The sequence below is a fragment of the Pseudarthrobacter phenanthrenivorans genome (assembly GCF_036455295.1).
GTDB lineage: Bacteria > Actinomycetota > Actinomycetes > Actinomycetales > Micrococcaceae > Arthrobacter > Arthrobacter phenanthrenivorans_C.
In genome coordinates this window covers 213,282-233,857 of record NZ_JAYXNX010000003.1, presented here as the reverse complement: position 1 = coordinate 233,857, position 20,576 = coordinate 213,282, and the positions used below count along the sequence as shown (strand labels likewise).

General features: G+C 65.8%; 16 protein-coding genes. 12 read left to right on the top strand and 4 right to left on the bottom strand.

Annotated elements, in window-relative coordinates:
- Positions 1-3: 3 nt before the first annotated feature.
- Complete coding sequence (locus VXJ37_RS05295; RefSeq protein WP_331322024.1) at positions 4-864, bottom strand: nitrilase-related carbon-nitrogen hydrolase; 861 nt, start codon at positions 862-864, stop codon at positions 4-6.
- Between the two features lie 236 nt (positions 865-1,100).
- On the opposite strand from VXJ37_RS05295, the gene VXJ37_RS05290 reads away from it, so the two are divergent.
- The 9 genes from VXJ37_RS05290 (at position 1,101) to VXJ37_RS05250 (ending at position 12,867) form a co-directional block, all read left to right on the top strand.
- Positions 1,101-2,291 carry an ROK family transcriptional regulator gene (locus tag VXJ37_RS05290; protein ID WP_331322023.1) on the top strand — a complete coding sequence of 397 codons (1,191 nt, stop codon included), beginning with the start codon at positions 1,101-1,103 and terminating at the stop codon, positions 2,289-2,291.
- Positions 2,292-2,422: 131 nt separating this feature from the next.
- Positions 2,423-3,982 (top strand): multiple monosaccharide ABC transporter ATP-binding protein, encoded by a 1,560-nt coding sequence (gene mmsA / locus VXJ37_RS05285; protein ID WP_331322022.1) that lies wholly within the window; start codon positions 2,423-2,425, stop codon positions 3,980-3,982.
- A gap of 44 nt (positions 3,983-4,026) precedes the next feature.
- Positions 4,027-5,310, top strand: coding sequence for a multiple monosaccharide ABC transporter permease (gene mmsB, locus VXJ37_RS05280; protein ID WP_331322021.1), 1,284 nt, complete (start codon positions 4,027-4,029; stop codon positions 5,308-5,310).
- A 49-nt stretch (positions 5,311-5,359) separates the two neighbouring features.
- Positions 5,360-6,454, top strand: coding sequence for a sugar-binding protein (locus VXJ37_RS05275; RefSeq protein ID WP_331322020.1), 1,095 nt, complete (start codon positions 5,360-5,362; stop codon positions 6,452-6,454).
- Positions 6,455-6,620: 166 nt separating this feature from the next.
- The gene (locus tag VXJ37_RS05270) at positions 6,621-7,691 is read left to right on the top strand and encodes a Gfo/Idh/MocA family protein (RefSeq protein WP_331322019.1); all 1,071 of its coding nucleotides are present in this window, start codon (positions 6,621-6,623) and stop codon (positions 7,689-7,691) included.
- 198 nt (positions 7,692-7,889) lie between these two features.
- Positions 7,890-8,858, top strand: a complete 969-nt coding sequence (locus tag VXJ37_RS05265) for a hypothetical protein (protein ID WP_331322018.1) — start codon at positions 7,890-7,892, stop codon at positions 8,856-8,858.
- Between the two features lie 88 nt (positions 8,859-8,946).
- Complete coding sequence (locus VXJ37_RS05260) at positions 8,947-10,812, top strand: hypothetical protein (RefSeq protein WP_331322017.1); 1,866 nt, start codon at positions 8,947-8,949, stop codon at positions 10,810-10,812.
- Between the two features lie 286 nt (positions 10,813-11,098).
- Positions 11,099-12,376 carry a serine/threonine-protein kinase gene (locus VXJ37_RS05255; RefSeq protein WP_331322016.1) on the top strand — a complete coding sequence of 426 codons (1,278 nt, stop codon included), beginning with the start codon at positions 11,099-11,101 and terminating at the stop codon, positions 12,374-12,376.
- Positions 12,373-12,867: a hypothetical protein gene (locus VXJ37_RS05250; RefSeq protein WP_331322015.1), complete on the top strand. Its 495-nt coding sequence runs from the start codon at positions 12,373-12,375 to the stop codon at positions 12,865-12,867. Before VXJ37_RS05255 ends, VXJ37_RS05250 begins: the two co-directional genes overlap by 4 nt.
- 96 nt (positions 12,868-12,963) lie before the next feature.
- Here VXJ37_RS05250 and VXJ37_RS05245 read toward each other — a convergent pair whose 3' ends face one another.
- Positions 12,964-15,183: an NADP-dependent isocitrate dehydrogenase gene (locus tag VXJ37_RS05245; protein ID WP_331322014.1), complete on the bottom strand. Its 2,220-nt coding sequence runs from the start codon at positions 15,181-15,183 to the stop codon at positions 12,964-12,966.
- A 332-nt stretch (positions 15,184-15,515) separates the two neighbouring features.
- On the opposite strand from VXJ37_RS05245, the gene VXJ37_RS05240 reads away from it, so the two are divergent.
- Together VXJ37_RS05240 and VXJ37_RS05235 are read left to right on the top strand one after the other, a co-directional pair.
- On the top strand, positions 15,516-16,493 hold the full coding sequence (locus tag VXJ37_RS05240; protein ID WP_331322013.1) for a trypsin-like serine peptidase: 978 nt from the start codon (positions 15,516-15,518) through the stop codon (positions 16,491-16,493).
- A gap of 22 nt (positions 16,494-16,515) precedes the next feature.
- A complete protein-coding gene (locus VXJ37_RS05235) occupies positions 16,516-16,644 on the top strand; it encodes a hypothetical protein (protein WP_331322012.1) in 129 nt (42 codons plus the stop codon).
- A gap of 136 nt (positions 16,645-16,780) precedes the next feature.
- Here VXJ37_RS05235 and purH read toward each other — a convergent pair whose 3' ends face one another.
- Positions 16,781-18,466: a bifunctional phosphoribosylaminoimidazolecarboxamide formyltransferase/IMP cyclohydrolase gene (gene purH, locus VXJ37_RS05230; protein ID WP_331322011.1), complete on the bottom strand. Its 1,686-nt coding sequence runs from the start codon at positions 18,464-18,466 to the stop codon at positions 16,781-16,783.
- A 142-nt stretch (positions 18,467-18,608) separates the two neighbouring features.
- Between purH and VXJ37_RS05225 the strand changes: the two genes are divergently transcribed.
- Positions 18,609-19,961, top strand: coding sequence for an MFS transporter (locus tag VXJ37_RS05225; RefSeq protein WP_331322010.1), 1,353 nt, complete (start codon positions 18,609-18,611; stop codon positions 19,959-19,961).
- 25 nt (positions 19,962-19,986) lie between these two features.
- Here the strand turns inward: VXJ37_RS05225 and purN are convergent, their stop codons facing one another.
- Positions 19,987-20,568, bottom strand: coding sequence for a phosphoribosylglycinamide formyltransferase (gene purN, locus VXJ37_RS05220; protein ID WP_331322009.1), 582 nt, complete (start codon positions 20,566-20,568; stop codon positions 19,987-19,989).
- Between the last annotated feature and the right edge of the window lie 8 nt (positions 20,569-20,576).

The following is a 20,576-nucleotide window of genomic DNA, read 5'->3' as shown; positions in this document are numbered from 1 at the left end:
TTTCTAGCCCCGGCCCCTTCCCGCCCGGCCAGCATCGCGCGGAAGCCCGGCATCCCAGGCGGCGTACAGTTCCGGGCGCCGCTCCCGGAGGTACGGAACCCCGTCCCGGGCGGCGGCCACGGCCTCGGCGCCCACCTGCGCGAACAGGAGTTCCGGACCTTCCCCTGCGCCCGCGAGGAGCGCGCCGTCCGGGCCCACAACCACGCTGCCGCCGCCGAACGTGTACATGTCCTCGTTCCCGCAGTGGTTGGCATAGGCCACGTTCAACTGGCTCTCCAGGGCCCGGGCACGGACCAGCACCTGCGGCACCGCGTCGAAGCCGGCGGACAAGGCGGTTGGCACCAGAAGCAGCTCGGCCCCGCGCGCAGCCGCCGCGCGGGCGGCTTCGGGAAACTCGATGTCGTAGCAGATCAGCAGCGAGGTGCGGATGCCCTTGAAGGTGACGACGGCGGGAGGTTCCGCGGCTGCCTCGAAGGCCTCCCGCTCCTCGCGGCCGAAGAGATGCACCTTTGCGTAGCTCAGGAGGTCGGTGCCGGTGGCATCCACAAGCGTGGCCGTGATGTGCCAGGCAGAGCCTTCTGGGGACGCCTCCGTTTCGGCATGTGCCAGGTCAGGCAGGCTGTAGACGAGGGCGATCCCGTTCCGGCGCGCAATCCCCGCCAGCCTGGCACGGATAGCGGGGAGGGCTGCGGGATCCAGCTCCTCCCGCAGCCTCAGCGGGGCGTACCCCACGGGAAACAGCTCCGGCGTCAGGAGGAGGTCGGCGCCTTCCTTCGCGGCCCGGCGGGCGGCCTCCTCCAGGGTCCGAAGATTGGCCTCCACGTCCATGACCACTGCGTTGGCCTGCAGGACGGACAGCAGCATCGTTACCACCTTCTGTATGCCGCTCCCGGGGAAATGCAGGGGCGGAACCTTCTCGCCTCCAGCCTAGCCAGCACCGCGCGGACACCAGCGGGTCGTTTGGACCCGGCTCCCAGCGCTCCGGGACGGAATGCACGGCGCCGTCCACCGGATCCAGCTGCCTCATCTTCTACGGGCGGAGGCACGGCGATGCGTTAACTTCTTGACTACAAGAGCCGCGATAAGGCAATGTTCTTAGCATGTCCGCAACCCCGCGCTCAACGAGGAGCAAGCCCAAGAATCCCGGGTCGCAGTCAGCCCTGCGGCAGCTGAACCAGCAGCGGATTATCGAGACGCTGATGGGCGGCCCGTCAACGCAGGCGGAACTCGCCCGGCAAACGGGACTGTCCACGGCAACGGTCTCGAACATCGTGAAAATCATGCTCGATTCCGGGCTGGCGTCCACCGAGCCCATTACCAGCTCCGGCCGCCGCGCATTGAATGTGCGGCTGAACAGCAATGGCGCGGTGGCGGTCGGGATTGACTTCGGCCGGCGCCACCTGCGGGTGGTCCTGGCGTCGCTCAGCTACCACGTGATCGCCGAGGAATCGGTGATGCTCCCGCTGGGCCACCAGGCTGATGACGGCATCCAGGCTGCGGTGGGCCTGCTGGAGAAACTGCTGCGCGAAAGCGGCGTGGATCGCTCCTCCGTGGTGGGTGCCGGCGTCGGAATTCCAGGTCCTATCGACCGGCGGACGGGGACCGTGGCGCAGGGGGCCATCCTTCCCGAATGGGTGGGCATCAACATCCTCCAGCATCTTGAGGAAACCTTGAGAATCCCCGTCTTTGTTGACAATGACGCCAATCTGGGCGCCTGGTCAGAGGTGACCTGGGGGCAGCACTCGGGGGTCAGCAACCTGATGTTCATGAAGATCGGATCGGGCATCGGTGCCGGCCTGATCCTCAACGGCGCCCCCTACTACGGGAACGTGGGGATCACAGGCGAAATCGGGCACGCGACCATCCATGAGCAGGGCCTGGTATGCCGGTGCGGCAACCGCGGCTGCCTTGAAACCATCGCTTCCACCACCACCATGATCGAGCTCCTCAGCCGCGGGGAGAACCGGCCCCTGACACCCGCGGACATCGTCCGGAAGGCCCTGAACCGGGACTCCGCCACCCTGCGCGTCGTGGACGATGCCGGGCTTGCGGTGGGCCGCGCGCTCGGCAATGTGGCCAACCTGATCAACCCTGAGGTCATCGTGGTGGGAGGCCCGCTGGCGGGCCTTGGGGACATCCTGCTGGACCCCATCCGGCGCGGCCTGATCCGCCACGCGGTCCCGGTAATCGGCGAAACGACGACCCTCACCATGTCCTCCCTCGGGGACCGCGCGGAGGCCCTTGGCGCCGCCGCCCTGGTCTTCCAGCACGCCGGGATCCGCCGCTCCTAAATCATTTCGTTATCCGTCAATTGCGTTAAAGACTTGACGACAATAGCTGTGATCCAGTTTACTTTTGGTTCAGACGGCCCTGCGCTTTGCCGGCCGGACAAAGAAGTCATTGCATTGGAGGGTTAGGGCTCATGACGTCCCAGACCACGCGAACGGAGCCGATCATCCTCGAGATGCGGTCCATCACCAAGGAATTCCCCGGCGTCAAAGCCTTGTCTAACGTGAACCTCCGCGTTAAGGCCGGCGAGATCCACGCCATCTGCGGCGAGAACGGCGCCGGCAAATCCACTCTCATGAAGGTCCTGTCCGGCGTTTACCCGTACGGCAGCTACGACGGCGACATCGTGTACCAGGGGCAGGTGCAGCAGTTCCGGGACATCCGGGCCAGCGAGCACGCGGGCATCGTCATCATCCACCAGGAACTGGCGCTGATCCCCGAGCTGTCCATCATGGAAAACATCTTCCTGGGCAACGAGCCCACCAAGCGGGGCATCATCGACTGGGGCGAGGCCCGCCTGCGGTCGCTGGACCTCCTGGCCCGTGTGGGCCTCCGGGACGACCCCGACACCCCCATCAAGGAAATCGGCGTCGGCAAGCAGCAGCTGGTGGAGATCGCCAAGGCGCTGAACAAGTCCGTGAAGATCCTCATCCTGGACGAGCCCACGGCAGCACTGAACGAATCCGACTCGCAGCACCTGCTGGACCTCATCCTCGGGCTGAAGGCCAAGGGGATCACCTCGATCATCATTTCGCACAAGCTCAACGAGATCGAGCAGATCGCCGATTCCATCACCATCATCCGCGACGGCAAGTCCATCGAGACCCTGGACGTCAAGAAGGATGGCGTGGATGAGGACCGGATCATTAAGGGCATGGTGGGGCGCACCCTGGAATCCCGGTTCCCCGACCACACGCCCAAGATCGGTGAGGTGTTCTTCGAGGTCAAGAACTGGACGGTGGGCCATCCCGCCATCCAGGACCGGCTTGTCTGCAAGAACTCCAGCTTCTACGTCCGCCGCGGTGAGATCGTGGGTTTCGCCGGCCTCATGGGTGCTGGACGCACCGAACTGGCCCGTTCCGTCTTCGGCCGCTCCTATGGCCGCTTCATCGACGGACACATCTATAAGGACGGCAAGGAGATTGCCCTCAAGAACGTCCGGCAGGCCATCGACGCCGGGCTGGGCTACGTTACCGAGGACCGCAAGACGCTTGGCCTGAACCTTCTGGATGACATCAAGACCACAACCGTGTCTGCTGCTTTGAAGAAGATCAGCCGCAACTCGGTAGTGGATCCCAACCAGGAGTTCACGGTGGCCGAGCAGTACCGCAAGTCATTGCGGACCAAGACACCGTCCGTCGAGGAGGGCGTGGCCAAGCTTTCCGGCGGAAACCAGCAGAAAGTGGTCCTGGCTAAATGGATGTTCACCGACCCCGACCTGCTGATCCTGGATGAGCCCACCCGCGGCATTGACGTCGGAGCCAAGTATGAGATTTACGGCATCATCCAGCAGCTGGCCAACCAAGGCAAGGGAGTCATCGTCATCTCCTCCGAGCTCCCCGAGCTCCTGGGCCTCTCCGACCGCATCTACACCATCTTCGAAGGCGCCATCACCGGTGTCCTGACCAAAGAAGAGGCCAGCCAGGAAAGCCTGATGAAGCTGATGACCTCCGCCACCCGAAAAGCCGCCTGACCCTCTGGCCCATCCAGAACCTTCCGGACACAAGGACTGACACCATGAACGCCCTCAAAAAGCTGTTTGGCGGAAACACCCGCCAATTCGGCATGATCTTCGCCCTCGTGGCCCTGATCATCTTCTTCCAGTTCGCCACCGAAGGCCGGACGCTGACCCCCGGCAACGTCATCAACCTCTTCAACGGCAACTCCTACATCCTGATCCTGGCCATCGGCATGGTCCTGGTGATCATCGCCGGCCACATTGACCTCTCCGTCGGCTCGGTCGCCGCGTTCGTCGGGGTCACCGTCGCCCTGGCTATCCGCGACTGGGGCATCCCGTGGTGGGCCGGGGTCCTGCTGGGCCTGGTCCTCGGCGCGGTCATCGGCGCCTGGCAAGGCTGGTGGACAGCCTATGTTGGCATCCCCGCCTTCATCGTGACCCTGGCCGGCATGCTTCTCTTCCGCGGCTTCAACCAGTTCGTGGGTAAGTCCAACACCATCCCCGTACCCAGCGACTTCCAGTACATTGGCTCCGGCTACCTCCCCGAGGTTGGACCGGACACCGGCTACAACAACCTGACGCTCCTGATGGGCATCCTCGCTGCCGCGTTCGTCGTTGTGGGCGAGCTGCGCTCCCGTGCCCGGGCCAAAGCCTTGGGCGCCGAAGTCCCCGAAATGTGGGTGACCGTGCTGAAGCTGGTGCTCATCTGCGCCGCCATCCTCTACGCCACATACCTCTTTGCCACCGGCCGCCCCGGAACCTCTTTCCCCATCCCCGGCCTGATCCTGGCCGTGCTGGTGCTGATCTACGGCTTCATCTCCTCCCGCACCATCCTGGGCCGCCACGTCTACGCGGTCGGTGGCAACCGGCACGCGGCCGAGCTCTCCGGCGTCCAGTCCAAGAAGGTCAACTTCCTGGTCATGATGAACATGTCCATCCTGGCCGGGCTGGCCGGCATGATCTTCGTGGGACGCTCCACCGCATCAGGCCCCTTCGACGGCGTGGGCTGGGAACTGGACGCCATCGCGGCCGTCTTCATCGGTGGCGCGGCAGTCACCGGCGGCGTGGGCACCGTAGTCGGTTCCATCATCGGTGGCCTGGTCATGGCTGTTCTCAACAACGGCCTGCAGCTCCTCGGCGTCGGCGCGGACCTCACCCAGATCATCAAGGGCCTGGTGCTCCTGATTGCAGTCGCCTTCGACGTCTACAACAAGTCGCAGGGCAAGCGCTCCATTATCGGCATGCTGACCAGGAACATGAACCGCCCCTCTTCAGGTCCCAGCAGCCCCATACAGCCCGACGAAACCACCTCCACCAAGGAAGCGATCGCCAGGGAAGCCTGAGCTTTGCAGCCTGAATACCGTTCCATTACACAAAGAAAGAGAACCAACAATGCAAATGTTTGGTAAAGCAGGAAAGGCCGCAGCGGTAGCTGCTATCGCAGCACTGGCGCTGACGGGCTGTGGACGCTCGGAGCCGTCCGGGGGGTCCAGCAGCGGTGCCGCGGGATTCGACCAGAACTCCTCCATCGGCGTCGCCCTTCCCCAGAAGACCAGTGAAAACTGGGTGCTGGCCGAGAAGCTGTTCAATGACGGCCTCAACGGGGCCGGGTTCAAGGCTGACGTCCAGTTCGCCAACGGCGGCGTGTCGGAGCAGCAGAACCAGATCAGCGCAATGGTCACCAAGGGTGCCAAGGTCATCATCGTGGGCGCCATCGACGGCTCCCAGTTGGGTACCCAGCTCAAGCAGGCCAAAGACGCCGGCGCCACCGTCATCGCCTACGACCGCCTCCTGCTGAACACGGACAACGTGGACTACTACGTGGCCTACGACAACTTCAAGGTCGGCGTGCTCCAGGGCCAGGCCCTGCTGGACGGCATGAAGGCGAAGAAGCCCAACGGCCCGTACAACATCGAACTGTTCGCCGGCTCCCCCGACGACGCCAACGCCAAGGTGTTCTTCAACGGTGCCATGAGCGTCCTGAAGCCCAAGATCGACGACGGCACGCTCAAGGTAGTCTCCGGCCAGACCAGCTTCGAGCAGGCCGTGACCCAGGGCTGGAAGGCTGAAAACGCCCAGCGCCGTATGGACACCCTGCTCAGCGGCAGCTACACCAGCGCCAACCTCGACGGCGTCCTGTCCCCCAACGACACCCTGGCCCGCGCGATCCTGACCTCCGTCAAGGCCGCCGGCAAGCCGATCCCCGTTGTTACCGGCCAGGACTCCGAAGTTGAGTCGGTCAAGTCCATCCTCGCCGGTGAGCAGTACTCCACCATCAACAAGGACACCCGCAAGCTCGTTGAGCACGCGATCACCATGGTCAAGGACCTGCAGGCCGGCAAGAAGCCTGAGGTCAACGACGACAAGTCCTACAACAACGGCAACAAGGTTGTTCCCGCCTACCTGCTGGAACCGGTCATCGTGACCTCCGCCAACGTCAAGACGGCCTACACGGACGATCCCGTACTCGGCCCGATCACCAAGTAACACCTTGTAATACCCGCCGGATACAACCGGCAGCAGGAAGGCCCGGTCCCCTCACGGGGGCCGGGCCTTCCTGTATGTGGGCACAGCAGGCTCTTTCCACTGGCCGGCGCTGCGCAAGGCCCGGGGTTCCAGGGCCGCGCTGCGGCCCTGTGACAGGATTGCAGCTATGACTGCCCCCATCGCCACACCGTGGCTTTCCAGCCAGCCCAACCAGGACCCCCGGTCCGGCACCGGAGCGCCGCTGCGCTGGGGAATCATCGCCACCGGCGGCATTGCCCGCGCCGTCTCGCAGGACCTGGCGCTGCTTGAAGACGCCGAGCTCTACGCGGTCAGTTCGCGGGCGCAGGACACGGCGGACGCGTTCGCCGTCGCCTACGACTTCGCCAAGGCCTACGGTGACGACGGCGGCGTCCCCGGCTACCAGCGGCTGCTCGCCGACGATGCCGTGGACGTCGTCTACGTCGCCACGCCGCACGCCCAGCACCACGAGATGGTCCTCGCCGCCCTCAAGGCCGGCAAGCACGTGCTCTGCGAGAAGGCTTTCACCATCAACGCGCGGGAAGCGGCAGAGCTCATCGATCTGGCCCGGAGCCGAAAGCTCTTCCTGATGGAGGCGGTGTGGAGCAGGTTCCTGCCCTCAATGCAACGTGCTTTCGAGATCGCCGCTTCCGGAGAGCTGGGAGACATCCACTGGATTACTGCAGACTTGGGGTTCCCGGCGCCCTACTCCCCCACGGCCCGGCTGTGGGCCCGGAACGATGGCGGGGGCGCCCTGCTGGACCTCTCCGTCTACCCGCTCCTGTGGGCGCTCGGCACCCTTGGCTTTCCACAAACAGTCAGCGCAACAGGCGTTATCAATGACGATGGCGTCGATGCACAAAACGTCATGACCTTGGGCTACGACCACGCTGCCCAGGTCCAGCTCACCTCCTCGCTGCTGGCACACGGACCGCGGACCGCAACCGTGGCCGGGAGCCTCGGCTTCCTGCAGAGCGTAGGCTCCATCAACAACCCCCGCGAGCTCCTGATCGCCAAAGGGTGGGAGGACCGCCGGACGGAAACCTTCGACGTCGTCGGCAAGGGGTATGCCTACGAGCTGCGCGAGGTGATGCGGTGCATCCAGCGGGGGCTGACCGAAAGCCCGGTCATGCCGCTGGAGGACACCTTGAACACCATGCGGCTTTTTGACGGCGTCCGGGCCCAGCTAGGGGTGACCTACCCCAACGACAGGCACTAGGCATCGCATAAAAAGCACGACGGCGGTGTTGCCACCTTTGGAAATGGTCACGAAGATTGCGGGGACATGACCGGTGATGCTTTTCATGCCTGTCGGCAGCATTCGTAAAATCCCTTGAGCAACATCTGGACTTCCGGTAATAAGCAGTCTTAGGATTTAGGCAGCATCGATTGCGCCGGTCACTGGGGGGTGGTACGCATGGCTCGTAAGAGTACGCCATGGCGTGCCCTGCGCCCGGCGCTTCTGGCCGGGGCCGCAGCGATTACCTGGCTGACCCTGTCATCCACCGCTGCCTCAGCCGATGCCGGTACGGAATCCCCGCCCCTTCTTGGCGGTGTCACCAGTTCGGTTTCGTCCTTGGCCCATGATCTTTCGGTTGCAGTGTCACCGGTTCCTGCCGGCTCCCCGGCTGGAGCCGTTGCTGGCCCCGGGCTGCTGCAACCTGCAGTAACGCCCGTCTCGGGCCTGGCAGACAACGTCATCGCGTCAGTTCCGGTGGTCAACCAGGTGGTCCCGGTGGGAACTGTTTCCTCAGTGTCCACTCCCCTTGCGGGCGCCGTCGACGACGTCTCGGCAGGTGTTGCGCAGGCTGTTGTCGCCCCTGCCGCCGAAGCCGTTCCCGTACTCGAACCGGTACTGCAGCCGGTGTCTGACCTTGTGACCGGTTCTGCTCCGCTGCCCGTTGCGGTCCCTGATGCGCCAATTGATGCTGGACCCGCGCAACTTCCCGTTGCAGCAAACCTGGCTTCGGCAGATGCCGCCCTTTCAGCGCCGGAAGCCACTGCGGACATTGCCGCGACGGCCGCGGAGCCGGACGAGGCTGCAGCAGCCTCGCCTGCCGCGGCGCCTGCCGGCAGCAGCAACGCAGCTCACCAGCAGCTCGATTCGGTCCCCTCGGGATATTTCCTGCACTTTGACGTATCCGCGGTCTCTGCTCCCGTGGATCCGCCACTTACCAGTGACCCGGCTCCCCTGCCCGGACAGGTCCCCGCGGCCCCCGGATCCGGAACGGGCAGCAGCGGGTCATCGGCCAACCCGTCCGGTGCCGCCGCATGGTTGAGCCCTTTCGATCTTGGTCTTGAACGTCCCGGCGTCATACCCGTCGGTGACCCTTCCCAGCACCTCCCTGCACCGGTGTCATTCGACCCCGGTTCTTCTCCTGACTAGTTGAGGCCACCTGCCCCTTCCGGCAGCACGTGGCTTTGCGGGCAGCTGACCTGCGCCCGGACAACATCAAATTCTCAGGAGAACCATCATGAACTGCACCCTTCGCAGGGGGCTGCTTAGCACCCTCTTTGCCGGCGGCCTTCTGGCCTTCGGCTGTGCCGCGGCAAACGCCGCAGACACCACCAGTGGGACGGACCTTTCCGCTTCCGCCCTCATCTCGGCAGCGGCACCCGCTGACTCGACGTCGTTGGGCCTGCTGGGTGACTCAACGCCGGCCAGTTCAACTGGTGTCGCTGCCGCAGTAGACGTCAACCTCGGCCTCGGCAGCACCAGCACCGGCCCCGCAACCGCAACCACCGGCACCACGGCGGACCTCGCCGCAACCGTAAACCTCGGGACCGGCGGGGCCACCACCGCCCCTGCAACCACCGGCACCACGGCCCTGGCCACCGCAGCCGACGTCAACCTCGGCAGCACCAGCATCGGAACCGGCACCACGGACGGCACCACGGCGGACCTCGCCGCCACCGTAAACCTCGGGACCGGCGGGGCCACCGCCCCTGCAACCACCCGCACCACGGCCCTGGCCACCGCAGCCGACGTCAACCTCGGCCTCGGCGGCACTGGCACCGGCCCCGCAACCGCTACTACCGGCACCACGGACGGCACCACGGCTGACCTCGCCGCAACCGTAAACCTCGGGACCGGCGGGGCCACCGCCCCTGCACCCCCCCGCACCACGGCCCTGGCCACCGCAGCCGACGTCAACCTCGGCCTCGGCGGCACTGGCACCGGCCCCGCACCCGCGACTACCGGCACCACGGACGGCACCACGGCTGACCTCGCCGCAACCGGAAACCTCGGGACCGGCGGGGCCACCGCCCCTGCACCCCCCCGCACCACGGCCCTGGCCACCGCAGCCGACGTCAACCTCGGCCTCGGCGGCACTGGCACCGGCCCCGCACCCGCGACTACCGGCACCACGGACGGCACCACGGCTGACCTCGCCGCAACCGGAAACCTCGGGACCGGCGGGGCCACCGCCCCTGCAACCACCGGCACCACGGCCCTGGCCACCGCAGCGGACGCCAACCTCGGCAGCACCAGCATCGGAACCGGCACCACGGCAGACCTCGCCGCCACCGTAAACCTCGGGACCGGCGGGGCCACCGCCCCTGCAACCACCGGCACCACGGCCCTGGCCACCGCAGCGGACGCCAACCTCGGCAGCACCAGCATCGGAACCGGCACCACGGCAGACCTCGCCGCCACCGTAAACCTCAGGACCGGCGGGGCCACCACCGACCCTGCAACCACCGGCACCACGGACCTGGCCACCGCAGCCGACGTCAACCTCGGTCTCGGCAGCACCGGCACCGGCACCACCGCAGACCTCGCCGCAACCGTAGGCCTTGGCGCTGGTTTGGGCAGCGGAACTGCGGGGACCGGAACTCTTGATCCTGCGGTCGATCTTGCCATCGACCTGGGCATCGGAGCCGGCGCCAGCACCAGCACGGGCACCCCAGGCACCGACCTGCCAGGCACCACGGACCCCGGTACCACGACCCCGGGTGACGGCACCATCGGAGACGCCGGCACCCTTGTCCCGGGCGCCGTCGATCCAGGCACCACGGACCAGGGGCGGGGTGACCCTGCCGGCAACGGGAGTGGGACGACCGCCGGCAATGATCAGACGGGCGTGATTGGCGATGCCGGGACGGCAGGGATGGGTGATGTCCCAGCAGCACCGGCCGGTTCGAGGGCTGTCAGCGGAGCCATCGCCCCCGTAACAGCATCGGGCCACACGGCAGCCAACGGCCGCTCGGCCCTTGCCAACACGGGCGCTGCCCACACCGGCCTCGCCGCGACGGGCTGGGACGGCACCCTGGTCCCCGTAGCCCTGCTGCTCCTGGCCGCCGGACTGCTGGTACTCCGCAAGCGCAAGGTGTCCTAGAAACCGCACACAGGAACGTTGAAAACAGCCCGCGAAGGTGCGCCTGAAGCGGCAGCGCCCTGCGGGCTGGAGAGAGGAGGACCGCAGCCCCGAAACGAAACAACCATACAAAACATGTCATCAGCACACATGTCCTTGTAGCCAATGGTCCGGCGGCGAAAGTGTTTGCAATCGCCGCCGGACCGTCGGCGTGGAAATGCAGAAGCCTGGGTCAATCGCTGGTTCCGGTGTCCCGCCCGTATAATTTGAGGTACGACAGTGCCGCAGAGCACCGGGAGGAACGGTCATGGTGGCGGAATCGCCTAGCTCCATCAAGAATGAAGTTGTCGGCGGTCGCTACCGTTTGGGTGATGTCATCGGGCGCGGGGGGATGTCCTCCGTGTACTGCGCCCGCGATGAGAATCTGGGGCGCGATGTCGCTCTGAAGCTGTTCGCTCCCCAGGCTCCGGACGCCGAGGAACTGAAACGGCAGGAAGCCGAAATCCGGCTCCTTGCCACCCTGAACCACCCCGGACTGGTAACGCTTTTCGACGCCGGCATTGATGACCGGATACCGGACGAGCCGCGCCCGTTCCTGACCATGGAGCTGGTGGAGGGCCAGGACCTCCGCGGCCGCATACGGCACAGCCGGGTGCCCCTTGAAGAACTTGCCGTCATTGGTGCCGGGATCGCCGATGCGCTGGCCTATGTGCACGGCCTCGGCATCATCCACCGCGACATCAAACCCGGCAACATCCTCCTGGTCCAGATCCGTCCGGGCGAGCCGCTGCGTCCCAAGCTCACGGATTTCGGCATCGCCAGGATCGTCGATTCCACCCGGCTGACGGCAACGGGAACCATGGTGGGGACCGCTGCCTACCTCAGCCCGGAACAGGCCCTCGGCAAGCCGCTGTCGTCGGCCACAGACATTTACTCCTTGGGCCTCGTGCTGCTGGAATGCATCAAGGGCACCGTGGAGTATCCCGGCAGCGCGGTGGAATCCGCCGTGGCCAGGCTCCACCGCGCCCCGGAGGTCCCCGACGACGTTCCTTCCGAATGGGCGGATCTCATCCGTTCCATGACGGCCATTGAGCCGCTGGAGCGGCCGAATGCTGTGGACATTGAGACTGCCCTGCGCCAGGCTTTGGTTTCCCCAGCATCAACGCCGGGAGAACTGGATACTGAATCCACCCGGGTACTGCCGGCGATGCCTTTCCACCCTCCCACCATCACTGCCGAAGAATCAGTGGATGAAGTGCGTGAGGCCGCCGAAGCCACGGGCGCGATGGTTCCCGAACCCCCTGCCGGGGTATCCGACCGGAATGCGGCCGCAGCTGCTGCCCGGCCCCCTGCTTCGACGGCCACAGCCGCTTCGCCCGCGGCCACGGCCACTAAGAAGCCCCGACTTCCATGGAGCCGGCGCGTCTGGCTGGCTGTTGTCATCGGTGTGTTGGTGATCGCCGCGGCGGCCGCAGCGGTGATAATGAGCGTCTCGGCGCGGCCCGCAGACGTGGTGCCGTACCCCACGGTGACAGGCGTTTTGGGCGACCACCTGCAGGAGCTTCAGAAGAGCGTGGAGCCGTGACCCTTGCAGCGGGTCGCGGTGGCCGCGTCCTCACCGGGTGCCTCGCGTTCGTTGCGGCGGCAGGCGTCCTCAGCGGATGTGCCCCGAGCAACAACGGGCTGCAGCGCGAAGCCGCCACACAACTCCAGGCGCGGGTGCTTGAAGTGACCGCGGCGGCCTCCCAGAACGACCCCGCCACCGCGCTGAAGGCCCTCGAAGGGCTGGAGACGGACCTGTCGGCGGCGCAGTCAAAGGGCCAGGTCTCCGAGGAGCGGCGCCGCAGCATCACCACTGTGGCCACTGCTGTCCGTGCTGACCTGAACGACATCCTCGCCGCCCAGCAGGCTGCGGTAAAGGCAGCCCAGGACGCCCCCACCCCCACAGGCCAACCGACACAAGACACTCCCCCCGCGCCGCAAGCTCCTGTGTCCCAGGCAGCTCCTGCCCCGGGACCTGGCAACGCCGGGGACGCTGGGAAGAACAACAGTGACAAGGGCAAAGGCAAGAACTGACCCCGGGCGGACAAACCAACTACTAAAGAAGCGGTGCTCCGGTCATGGACCGGAGCACCGCTTCTTTTATGTCAAAGCTGCGGCAGCAGCCCGTCGCTAGCTCAGGCTGCCGATGACCTTGTTGAGCGTGGCGGAAGGACGCATCACGGACGAAGCCTTGGCGTCGTCCGGGCGGTAGTAGCCTCCGATGTCCACCGGAGAGCCCTGGACCTCGGCGAGCTCGCCCACGATCGTTTCCTCCTTGGAGGAAAGCTCGCCGGCGACCGAGCTGAACGCGGCGGCCAGGTCGGCGTCGTCGGTCTGCTTGGCCAGTTCCTCTGCCCAGTAGCGGGCCAGGTAGTAGTGGCTGCCCCGGTTATCCAGCTCGCCGGCGCGGCGGCTGGGGGACTTGTTCTCCAGCAGGAAGGTGCCGGTGGCGCGGTCCAGGGTGTCGGCCAGCACCTGGGCGCGGGCGTTGCCGGTGGTGGTGGCCAGGTGCTCGAAGCTGACGGCCAGCGCCAGGAATTCACCCAGGCTGTCCCAGCGCAGGTGGTTTTCCTTCAGCAGCTGCTGGACGTGCTTGGGGGCGGAGCCGCCGGCGCCGGTCTCGAAGAGCCCGCCACCGTTCATCAGCGGAACGACCGAGAGCATCTTGGCGCTGGTGCCCAGTTCCAGGATGGGGAACAGGTCCGTGAGGTAGTCGCGGAGCACGTTGCCGGTGACGGAGATGGTGTCCTCACCCTTGCGGATACGCTCCAGGGTGAAAGCAATGGCCTTGACCGGGGACAGGATCTGGATGTCCAGGCCCTCAGTGTCGTGTTCCTTGAGGTACTCGTTGACCTTTGCGATGAGGTTGGCGTCGTGGGCGCGCTCCTCGTCCAGCCAGAAGACAGCGGGGGTCTGCGAGGCGCGGGCGCGGGTGACAGCAAGCTTGACCCAGTCGCGGATGGGGGCGTCCTTGGTCTGGCAGGCGCGCCAGATGTCGCCCACGGAGACCTCGTGCTCGATCAGGACGTTTCCGGAGCCGTCCACGACCTGGACCTTGCCGGCTTCCTGGATCTCGAACGTCTTGTCGTGGCTGCCGTATTCCTCGGCCGCCTGCGCCATGAGGCCCACGTTGGGGACGGTGCCCATGGTGGTGGGGTCGTAGGCGCCGTTGGCCCGGCAGTCATCGATGACAACCTGGTAGATGCCGGCGTAGGAGCTGTCCGGCAGGACTGCCAGGGTGTCGGCTTCCTTGCCGTCCGGGCCCCACATGTGGCCGGAGCTGCGGATCATGGCGGGCATGGAAGCGTCCACGATGACGTCGCTGGGAACGTTCAGGGTGGTGATGCCCTTGTCGGAATCCACCATGGCCAAAGCGGGGCCGTCTTCCAGGCCCTTCTTGATCAGGTTCTGGACACCTTCACGGACGTCCGAGGGCAGGTCCTCGAGGCTGCTGAGGATGGCTGCCAGACCGTTGTTGGCGCTGATGCCGGCTGCGGCGAGCTGCTTGCCGTAGGTCTCGAACAGTTCCGAGAAGTAGGCCTTGACCACGTGGCCGAAGATGATGGGGTCCGAGACCTTCATCATGGTGGCTTTGAGGTGTGCGGAGAACAGCACTCCCTCTTCCTTGGCGCGGGCCACCTGGGCCTTGAGGAATTCGTCCAGGGCGCCAGCACGCATCACGGTGCCGTCGATGACCTCGCCGGCCAGGACCGGGAAAGCCTTCTTCAGGACCTTCACCGAGCCATCCTCGCGGACCAGCTGGATGGAGATGGTTCCTTCGGGCTCGATGACCACCGACTTCTCGTTGGAGCGGAAGTCGTCCTGGCCCATGGTGGCCACGTTGGTCTTGGAGTCGGGGGTCCAGGCGCCCATGGAGTGCGGGTTCTGGCGGGCGTAGTTCTTGACGGACAGGGGTGCGCGGCGGTCCGAGTTGCCTTCACGCAGGACCGGGTTCACGGCGGAGCCCTTGATCTTGTCGTAGCGCGAGCGGATGGCGGTTTCCTCGTCCGAAGACGGGTTGTCCGGGTAGTCCGGCAGCGCGTAGCCCTGGCCCTGCAGCTCTGCAATGGCCGCCTTCAGCTGCGGGATGGAGGCGCTGATGTTGGGCAGCTTGATGATGTTGGCTTCCGGCGTCTTCGCCAGCTCACCGAGTTCAGCAAGGGCGTCACCGATCTGCTGCTCGGGGGTCAGGTAGTCACCGAAGACGGCAATGATGCGGCCGGCGAGCGAAATGTCGCGGGTCTCCACCTCCACACCTGCTGTCGAAGCGAAGGCCTCGATGATCGGCAGGAACGAATAGGTAGCCAGCATCGGCGCTTCGTCGGTGTGGGTGTAGATAATCTTGGACATGCGCGGGCGTCTCCCTGTGGGTCGGCTTGGTTGTGAAAAATTCGGTCTATTTCACCATGTACAACTTACCCGAGGACGACGGTTCGAACCTTAACGGGGCTCCCGCATTACCGCGCTTGAGAGCAGGATTACAGCGATAGAGAACGTCCGACGGCGGCCCGGCGCACCCGGCTGCCCGGACCCGCCGTCGTCACTGGCCCGGGCAAGGAGACGCAGGAAGGGGCGTAAGGCCTTTTCTGGTATCTCATTACTGTGTACAAACTTGCCGGGTAACGATAAATTCGCTGAGTCACTCCCGATCCCGGGCCCAACCCCGTTCAGACAGGACAATAATGACACGCAGAAGGTCTCTGGCCTCCAGCCTCCTCACTCTCTCGGCCGCCGCCGCGCTGGCGCTTGTTTCGGCTGGTGGGGCGTCTGCCGCGCCGGCCCCGTCCGATGGGAAGGCCAGCCCGTCCATCGCCAGCGTCGCAGTGGACGGCAGCGGTGCAGCAGATTACTGGACTCCTGAGCGCATGCAGGCCGCAGTGCCCGGCGACACGCTGGCCGGCAAGGCGCTGGAACGCGGCAACCGCTCAAACCCTCTCCTCGTGGAAAAGGGCAAGGCCACAACCACCAAGGGGACCAAGGGCAAGCCCAGGATCGCACAGAGTGAAAGCCCCGTTTCACACATCGGCAAGGTCTTCTTCACCATGGGCACCACCAACTATGTGTGCTCCGGCAACGCTGTCACCTCGGGTAACCACAGCACCGTGGCCACCGCCGGGCACTGCGTGAATGAGAGCGGCGCGTATGCCACCAATTTCGTCTTCGTTCCGGCGTACGACAACGGCGCGGCGCCGTACGGCAAGTGGGCCGCCAAGGGTCTTTATGCTCCCACCCAGTGGGTTTCCAACGGCGACATGACCTACGACACCGGCTTCGCGGTGGTCAACCCGGACAGCAAGGGCGAGCTGCTCACTGACGTCGTTGGCGGTTCCGGCACTGCCTTCAACCAAGCCTATGGGCTGACTTACAAGGCCTACGGCTACCCGCAGGCCTCACCGTTCGACGGCACGTCCCTGTGGAGCTGCACCGGCAAAGCCACGAAGGACACCAACAATCCCCAGTTCGGCACGCAGGGCATCCCCTGCGACATGACCGGCGGGTCCTCGGGCGGTCCGTGGTTCATCCAGACGAACTCCACCACCGGGTCCGATGGCCTGCAGAATTCCATCAACAGCTACGGCTACAACGGCTCAGCCGTGATGTACGGCCCGTACTGGGGCGAGACCATCCAGGATACCTTCAACCTTGCAGCAGCCTCCTAAACCTCAGCCCGACGAGGGTTCCGTGAGCCACGCAGACGTGAACCAGTCCCCCGAGGAAGTCCTCGAGTACTGGACGGAAGAGCGGATGGCGGAAGCCAAGCCCCGGGAAATTCGGCTCCCCCAGCCGCAACCACCTGAGGAGCAGGACTAAGCAAGCACAACGACGACGGCGCCCGTCCCCTGCGAAGGGAACGGGCGCCGTCGTTGTTGTGTCACTATCCATTGCTCCGTACTTGTCGTTATCACGCTCGAAAACGACAGTTACGGAGCAATCGATGGGTGTGGTTTCAGTGGAAGAAGTGCCGGGCACCGGTGAAGTACATGGTGAGGCCGGCCGCGTTGGCGGCGGCGATGACTTCCTCATCGCGGACGGAGCCGCCGGGCTGGACGACGGCGCGTACGCCTGCGTCGATCAGGATCTGCAGGCCGTCGGCGAACGGGAAGAACGCGTCCGAAGCTGCCACCGCACCGCGGGCACGCTCGGGTGCGCCGCTCGCGTCGGCGTTGGAGGCACCGCCGGCACCTTCGACGTCGGACTCCACCGTCACGCCAAGGGTGTTGGCCCGCTCCACAGCCAGCCGGCACGAATCCAGGCGGTTGACCTGGCCCATGCCGATGCCAACAGCGGCGCCGTTCTCCGCAAGGAGGATGGCGTTGGACTTGGCGGCCCGGCACGCGGTCCAGGCGAAGGCGAGGTCCGCGAGGGTCTTCTCATCCGCAGCCTCACCCGCTGCGAGGGTCCAGTTGGCGGGGTTGTCGCCCTCGGCGTCCACCTTGTCGGCGACCTGGACCAGCATGCCGCCGGAGACCTGGCGGAACTCCGTGGGGTAGCGGCCGTAGCCCTCGGGCAGGGCCAGGAGGCGGATGTTCTTCTTCTTGGAGAGGATTTCCACGGCCTCGGGCTCGAAGCCGGGGGCGATGACAACCTCAGTGAAGATGTCCTTGACGGTGTTGGCCATGCCGGCCGTAACCGTGCGGTTGGCAGCGATGACGCCCCCGAACGCGGAGACGGGGTCGCAGGCGTGGGCCTTTGCGTGGGCATCAGCGATGGGGTCGGCGGCGTCGGCGGAACCCACGGCGACACCGCAGGGGTTGGCGTGCTTGATGACGGCGACGGCGGGTTCGCTGAAGTCGTAGGCGGCGCGCAGGGCGGCGTCGGCGTCCACGAAGTTGTTGTAGCTCATGGCCTTGCCGTGCAGCTGGTCTGCCTGGGCGATGCCCACCGGCGCAGCCTTGTCCACATAGAGCGCAGCCTGCTGGTGCGGGTTCTCGCCGTAGCGCAGGACCTCGGAGCGTTCCAGGGACAGGCCGGCGTAGGCGGGCCAGTCGATGACGCCGTCGCCGTCCTCGTCCAGGAACTGGCTTGCGGTCCAGGTTGCCACGGCGTTGTCGTAGGCAGCCGTGTGGGCGAAGGCCTTGGCGGCGAGGCGGCGGCGGGTCTTCAGGTCAAAGCCGCCGGCTTGGGCAGCCTCCACGACCTGGCCGTAGAAGGACGGGTCCACCACAATGGCGACGGCGGCGTGGTTCTTGGCTGCCGACCGCACCATGGCGGGGCCCCCAATATCGATCTGTTCCACCACGTCGTCCTGCGCGGCACCGGACTTGACGGTCTCCACGAACGGGTAGAGGTTTACCACCACCAGGTCGAAGGCCTCAATGTCCATGCTGGCCAGGGTCTCCATGTGCGCCGGAACGCGCCGGTCGGCGAGGATGCCGCCGTGGACGCGAGGGTGCAGGGTCTTGACGCGCCCGTCCAGCATCTCCGGCGAACCGGTGACTTCCTCCACCTCCTGCACGGGGATGCCTGCGGCGGCAATCTTCTTGGCAGTGGAACCGGTGGACACGAGCTTGACGCCCGCTGCATGCAGGCCCTTGGCGAGATCCTCCAGGCCGGTCTTGTCGTAAACCGAGATCAGGGCCCGGCGGATGGGTACACGGTCAATGGATACGCGCTCATGCTGCGTGAAGCTCACAAATGTCTCCGTCTTATCTCGCGGACCACGGCCGCGGTTGGTGGGGATAGGGCCAGTTTATCGCGAAGGGCGCGGTTGCCCGGTGCGTCCTCCGGAGTGTGAACGCGGCGGGGCCCGGCTAGAGTTTCAACAGGAGGCGGCGATGAACACTTACACCACTGTGCCCAGCGGCGAACAGGTGGTCCAGGAACTTCCCTGGCGATGGAAAGTCCAGGGCAGGATTTTCCTGGTCGGCGGCCTTGGCTTCATGTTCGACGCCTGGGATGTGACGCTCAACGGCATCCTGATTCCCCTGCTGTCCAAGCACTGGTCCCTCTCCGCCGGCGAGGCCGCCTGGGTGGGAACATCCAACCTCATAGGCATGGCCCTGGGTGCCTTCATTTGGGGAACAATCGCGGACACAGTGGGACGGAGGAAGGCCTTCACCGCAACGCTGCTTCTGTTCTCGGTGTTCACCGTGCTGGGCGCGCTCTCCCCCGACTTCATCTGGTTCTGCGTCTTCCGGTTCCTGGCTGGCTTCGGACTGGGCGGCTGCATCCCCGTGGATTACGCACTGGTGGGCGAGTTCACGCCGCGGAAACAGCGCGGCAGGGTGCTCACGGCGATGGATGGCTGGTGGCCGGTGGGTGCCGCCCTCGCCGGGTTTGTCTCGGCCGGGCTGGTGGCCCTCTCCGGCGACTGGCGGCTGACCCTGCTGGTAATGGTGCTGCCGGCGCTCCTGGTCTTCTGGGTCCGGCGCAGCGTGCCGGAGTCCCCGCTGTTCCTCATCCGCAAGGGCCGGCGGGAGGAAGCGGCCCGGATCATTGACGGGCTGGTGGAAGCAACGGGGGCGGAGCCACGGGCCTACAGCCTCCCCGACGCCAGGGACGTACCGCGCCTCTCCGCGGGCAGCGCCTGGACGCAGCTGCGCTCTGTCTGGCAGTTCAACTGGAAAATCACCGCTGCCGCCTGGTCTCTTTTCTTCAGCATCCTGCTGGTCTACTACCTGTCCCTGACCTGGATGCCGCGGATCCTGATCGGCGCGGGATTCGCCGAGTACAAGGCGTTCGTCACCACCGCGTCCATGGCCGCGGTGGGATTTTTAGGCGTGGTGGTGGCGGCGCTCCTGGTGGAGCGCGTGGGCCGCAAGTGGATCCTGGCCATCACCGGGCCGCTGTCCGCGCTGGTCCTGGTGATCGTGGCGTTCGTGGTGGACATCCCCACGGCCGCGGTGTTCTGGCTGCTGGTGTTCGGCTTCGTGGTGCAGGTGGCCATCCCGGTCCTGTATGCGTACGTGTCCGAGCTCTACCCCACGGAACTGCGCGGTACCGGGTTCGGGTGGGCGTCCACGTTCTCCCGCCTGGGCGCAGGGTTCGGACCGCTGATCTTTGCCAACTATTTCTGGCCCGAGCTCGGTCTGGCCACCTCGTTCGCCCTGGCCGGTGCGCTGGTCCTGGCGTCCGTGCTGTGGATGGCGTTCTTCTCCCCCGAGACACGCCGGCGCCGGCTGCAGTAGCGGCCGGGGTTCCCGACGCGCGGGTCTAAGACGCGGATAAAGCCGGGTCTGCGGCCAACGCGGCCAGCGTGGACACCAGGAGCCGTCGCTCCACCACCTTGATGCGTTCGTGCAGGGTATCCTCGGTGTCGGTGTCCTCGATGGTCACCGCTTCCTGGGCAATGATGGGTCCGGTGTCAACGCCGGCGTCGGCCCAGTGCACGGTGCAGCCGGTGACCTTCACCCCGTACGCCATCGCGTCCCGCACACCGTGGGCTCCGGGGAAGGCAGGGAGCAGGGCGGGGTGGGTGTTGAGGTACTTGCCGTTGAATGCCTCGATGAAGTCCGGGCTGACGATCCGCATGAACCCGGAGGACACCACCACGTCGGGCCGGTAGGCGGCCACGGCTTCTGTGAGCGCGGCGTTCCAGCCGGCGCGGTCCGGGTAGGCCCTGAAGTCCACCACGAAGGTGGGGATGCCGGCGGCGGCCGAGCGTTCCACGCCGTAGGTTCCCTGGCGGTCGGCGCCAACCGCTGCGATCTCCACATCCAACTCCCCTGCCTTGACGGCATCGATGACTGCCTGGAGATTGGACCCGGTTCCGGAAACGAGGACGACGATACGCATTGGTCCAG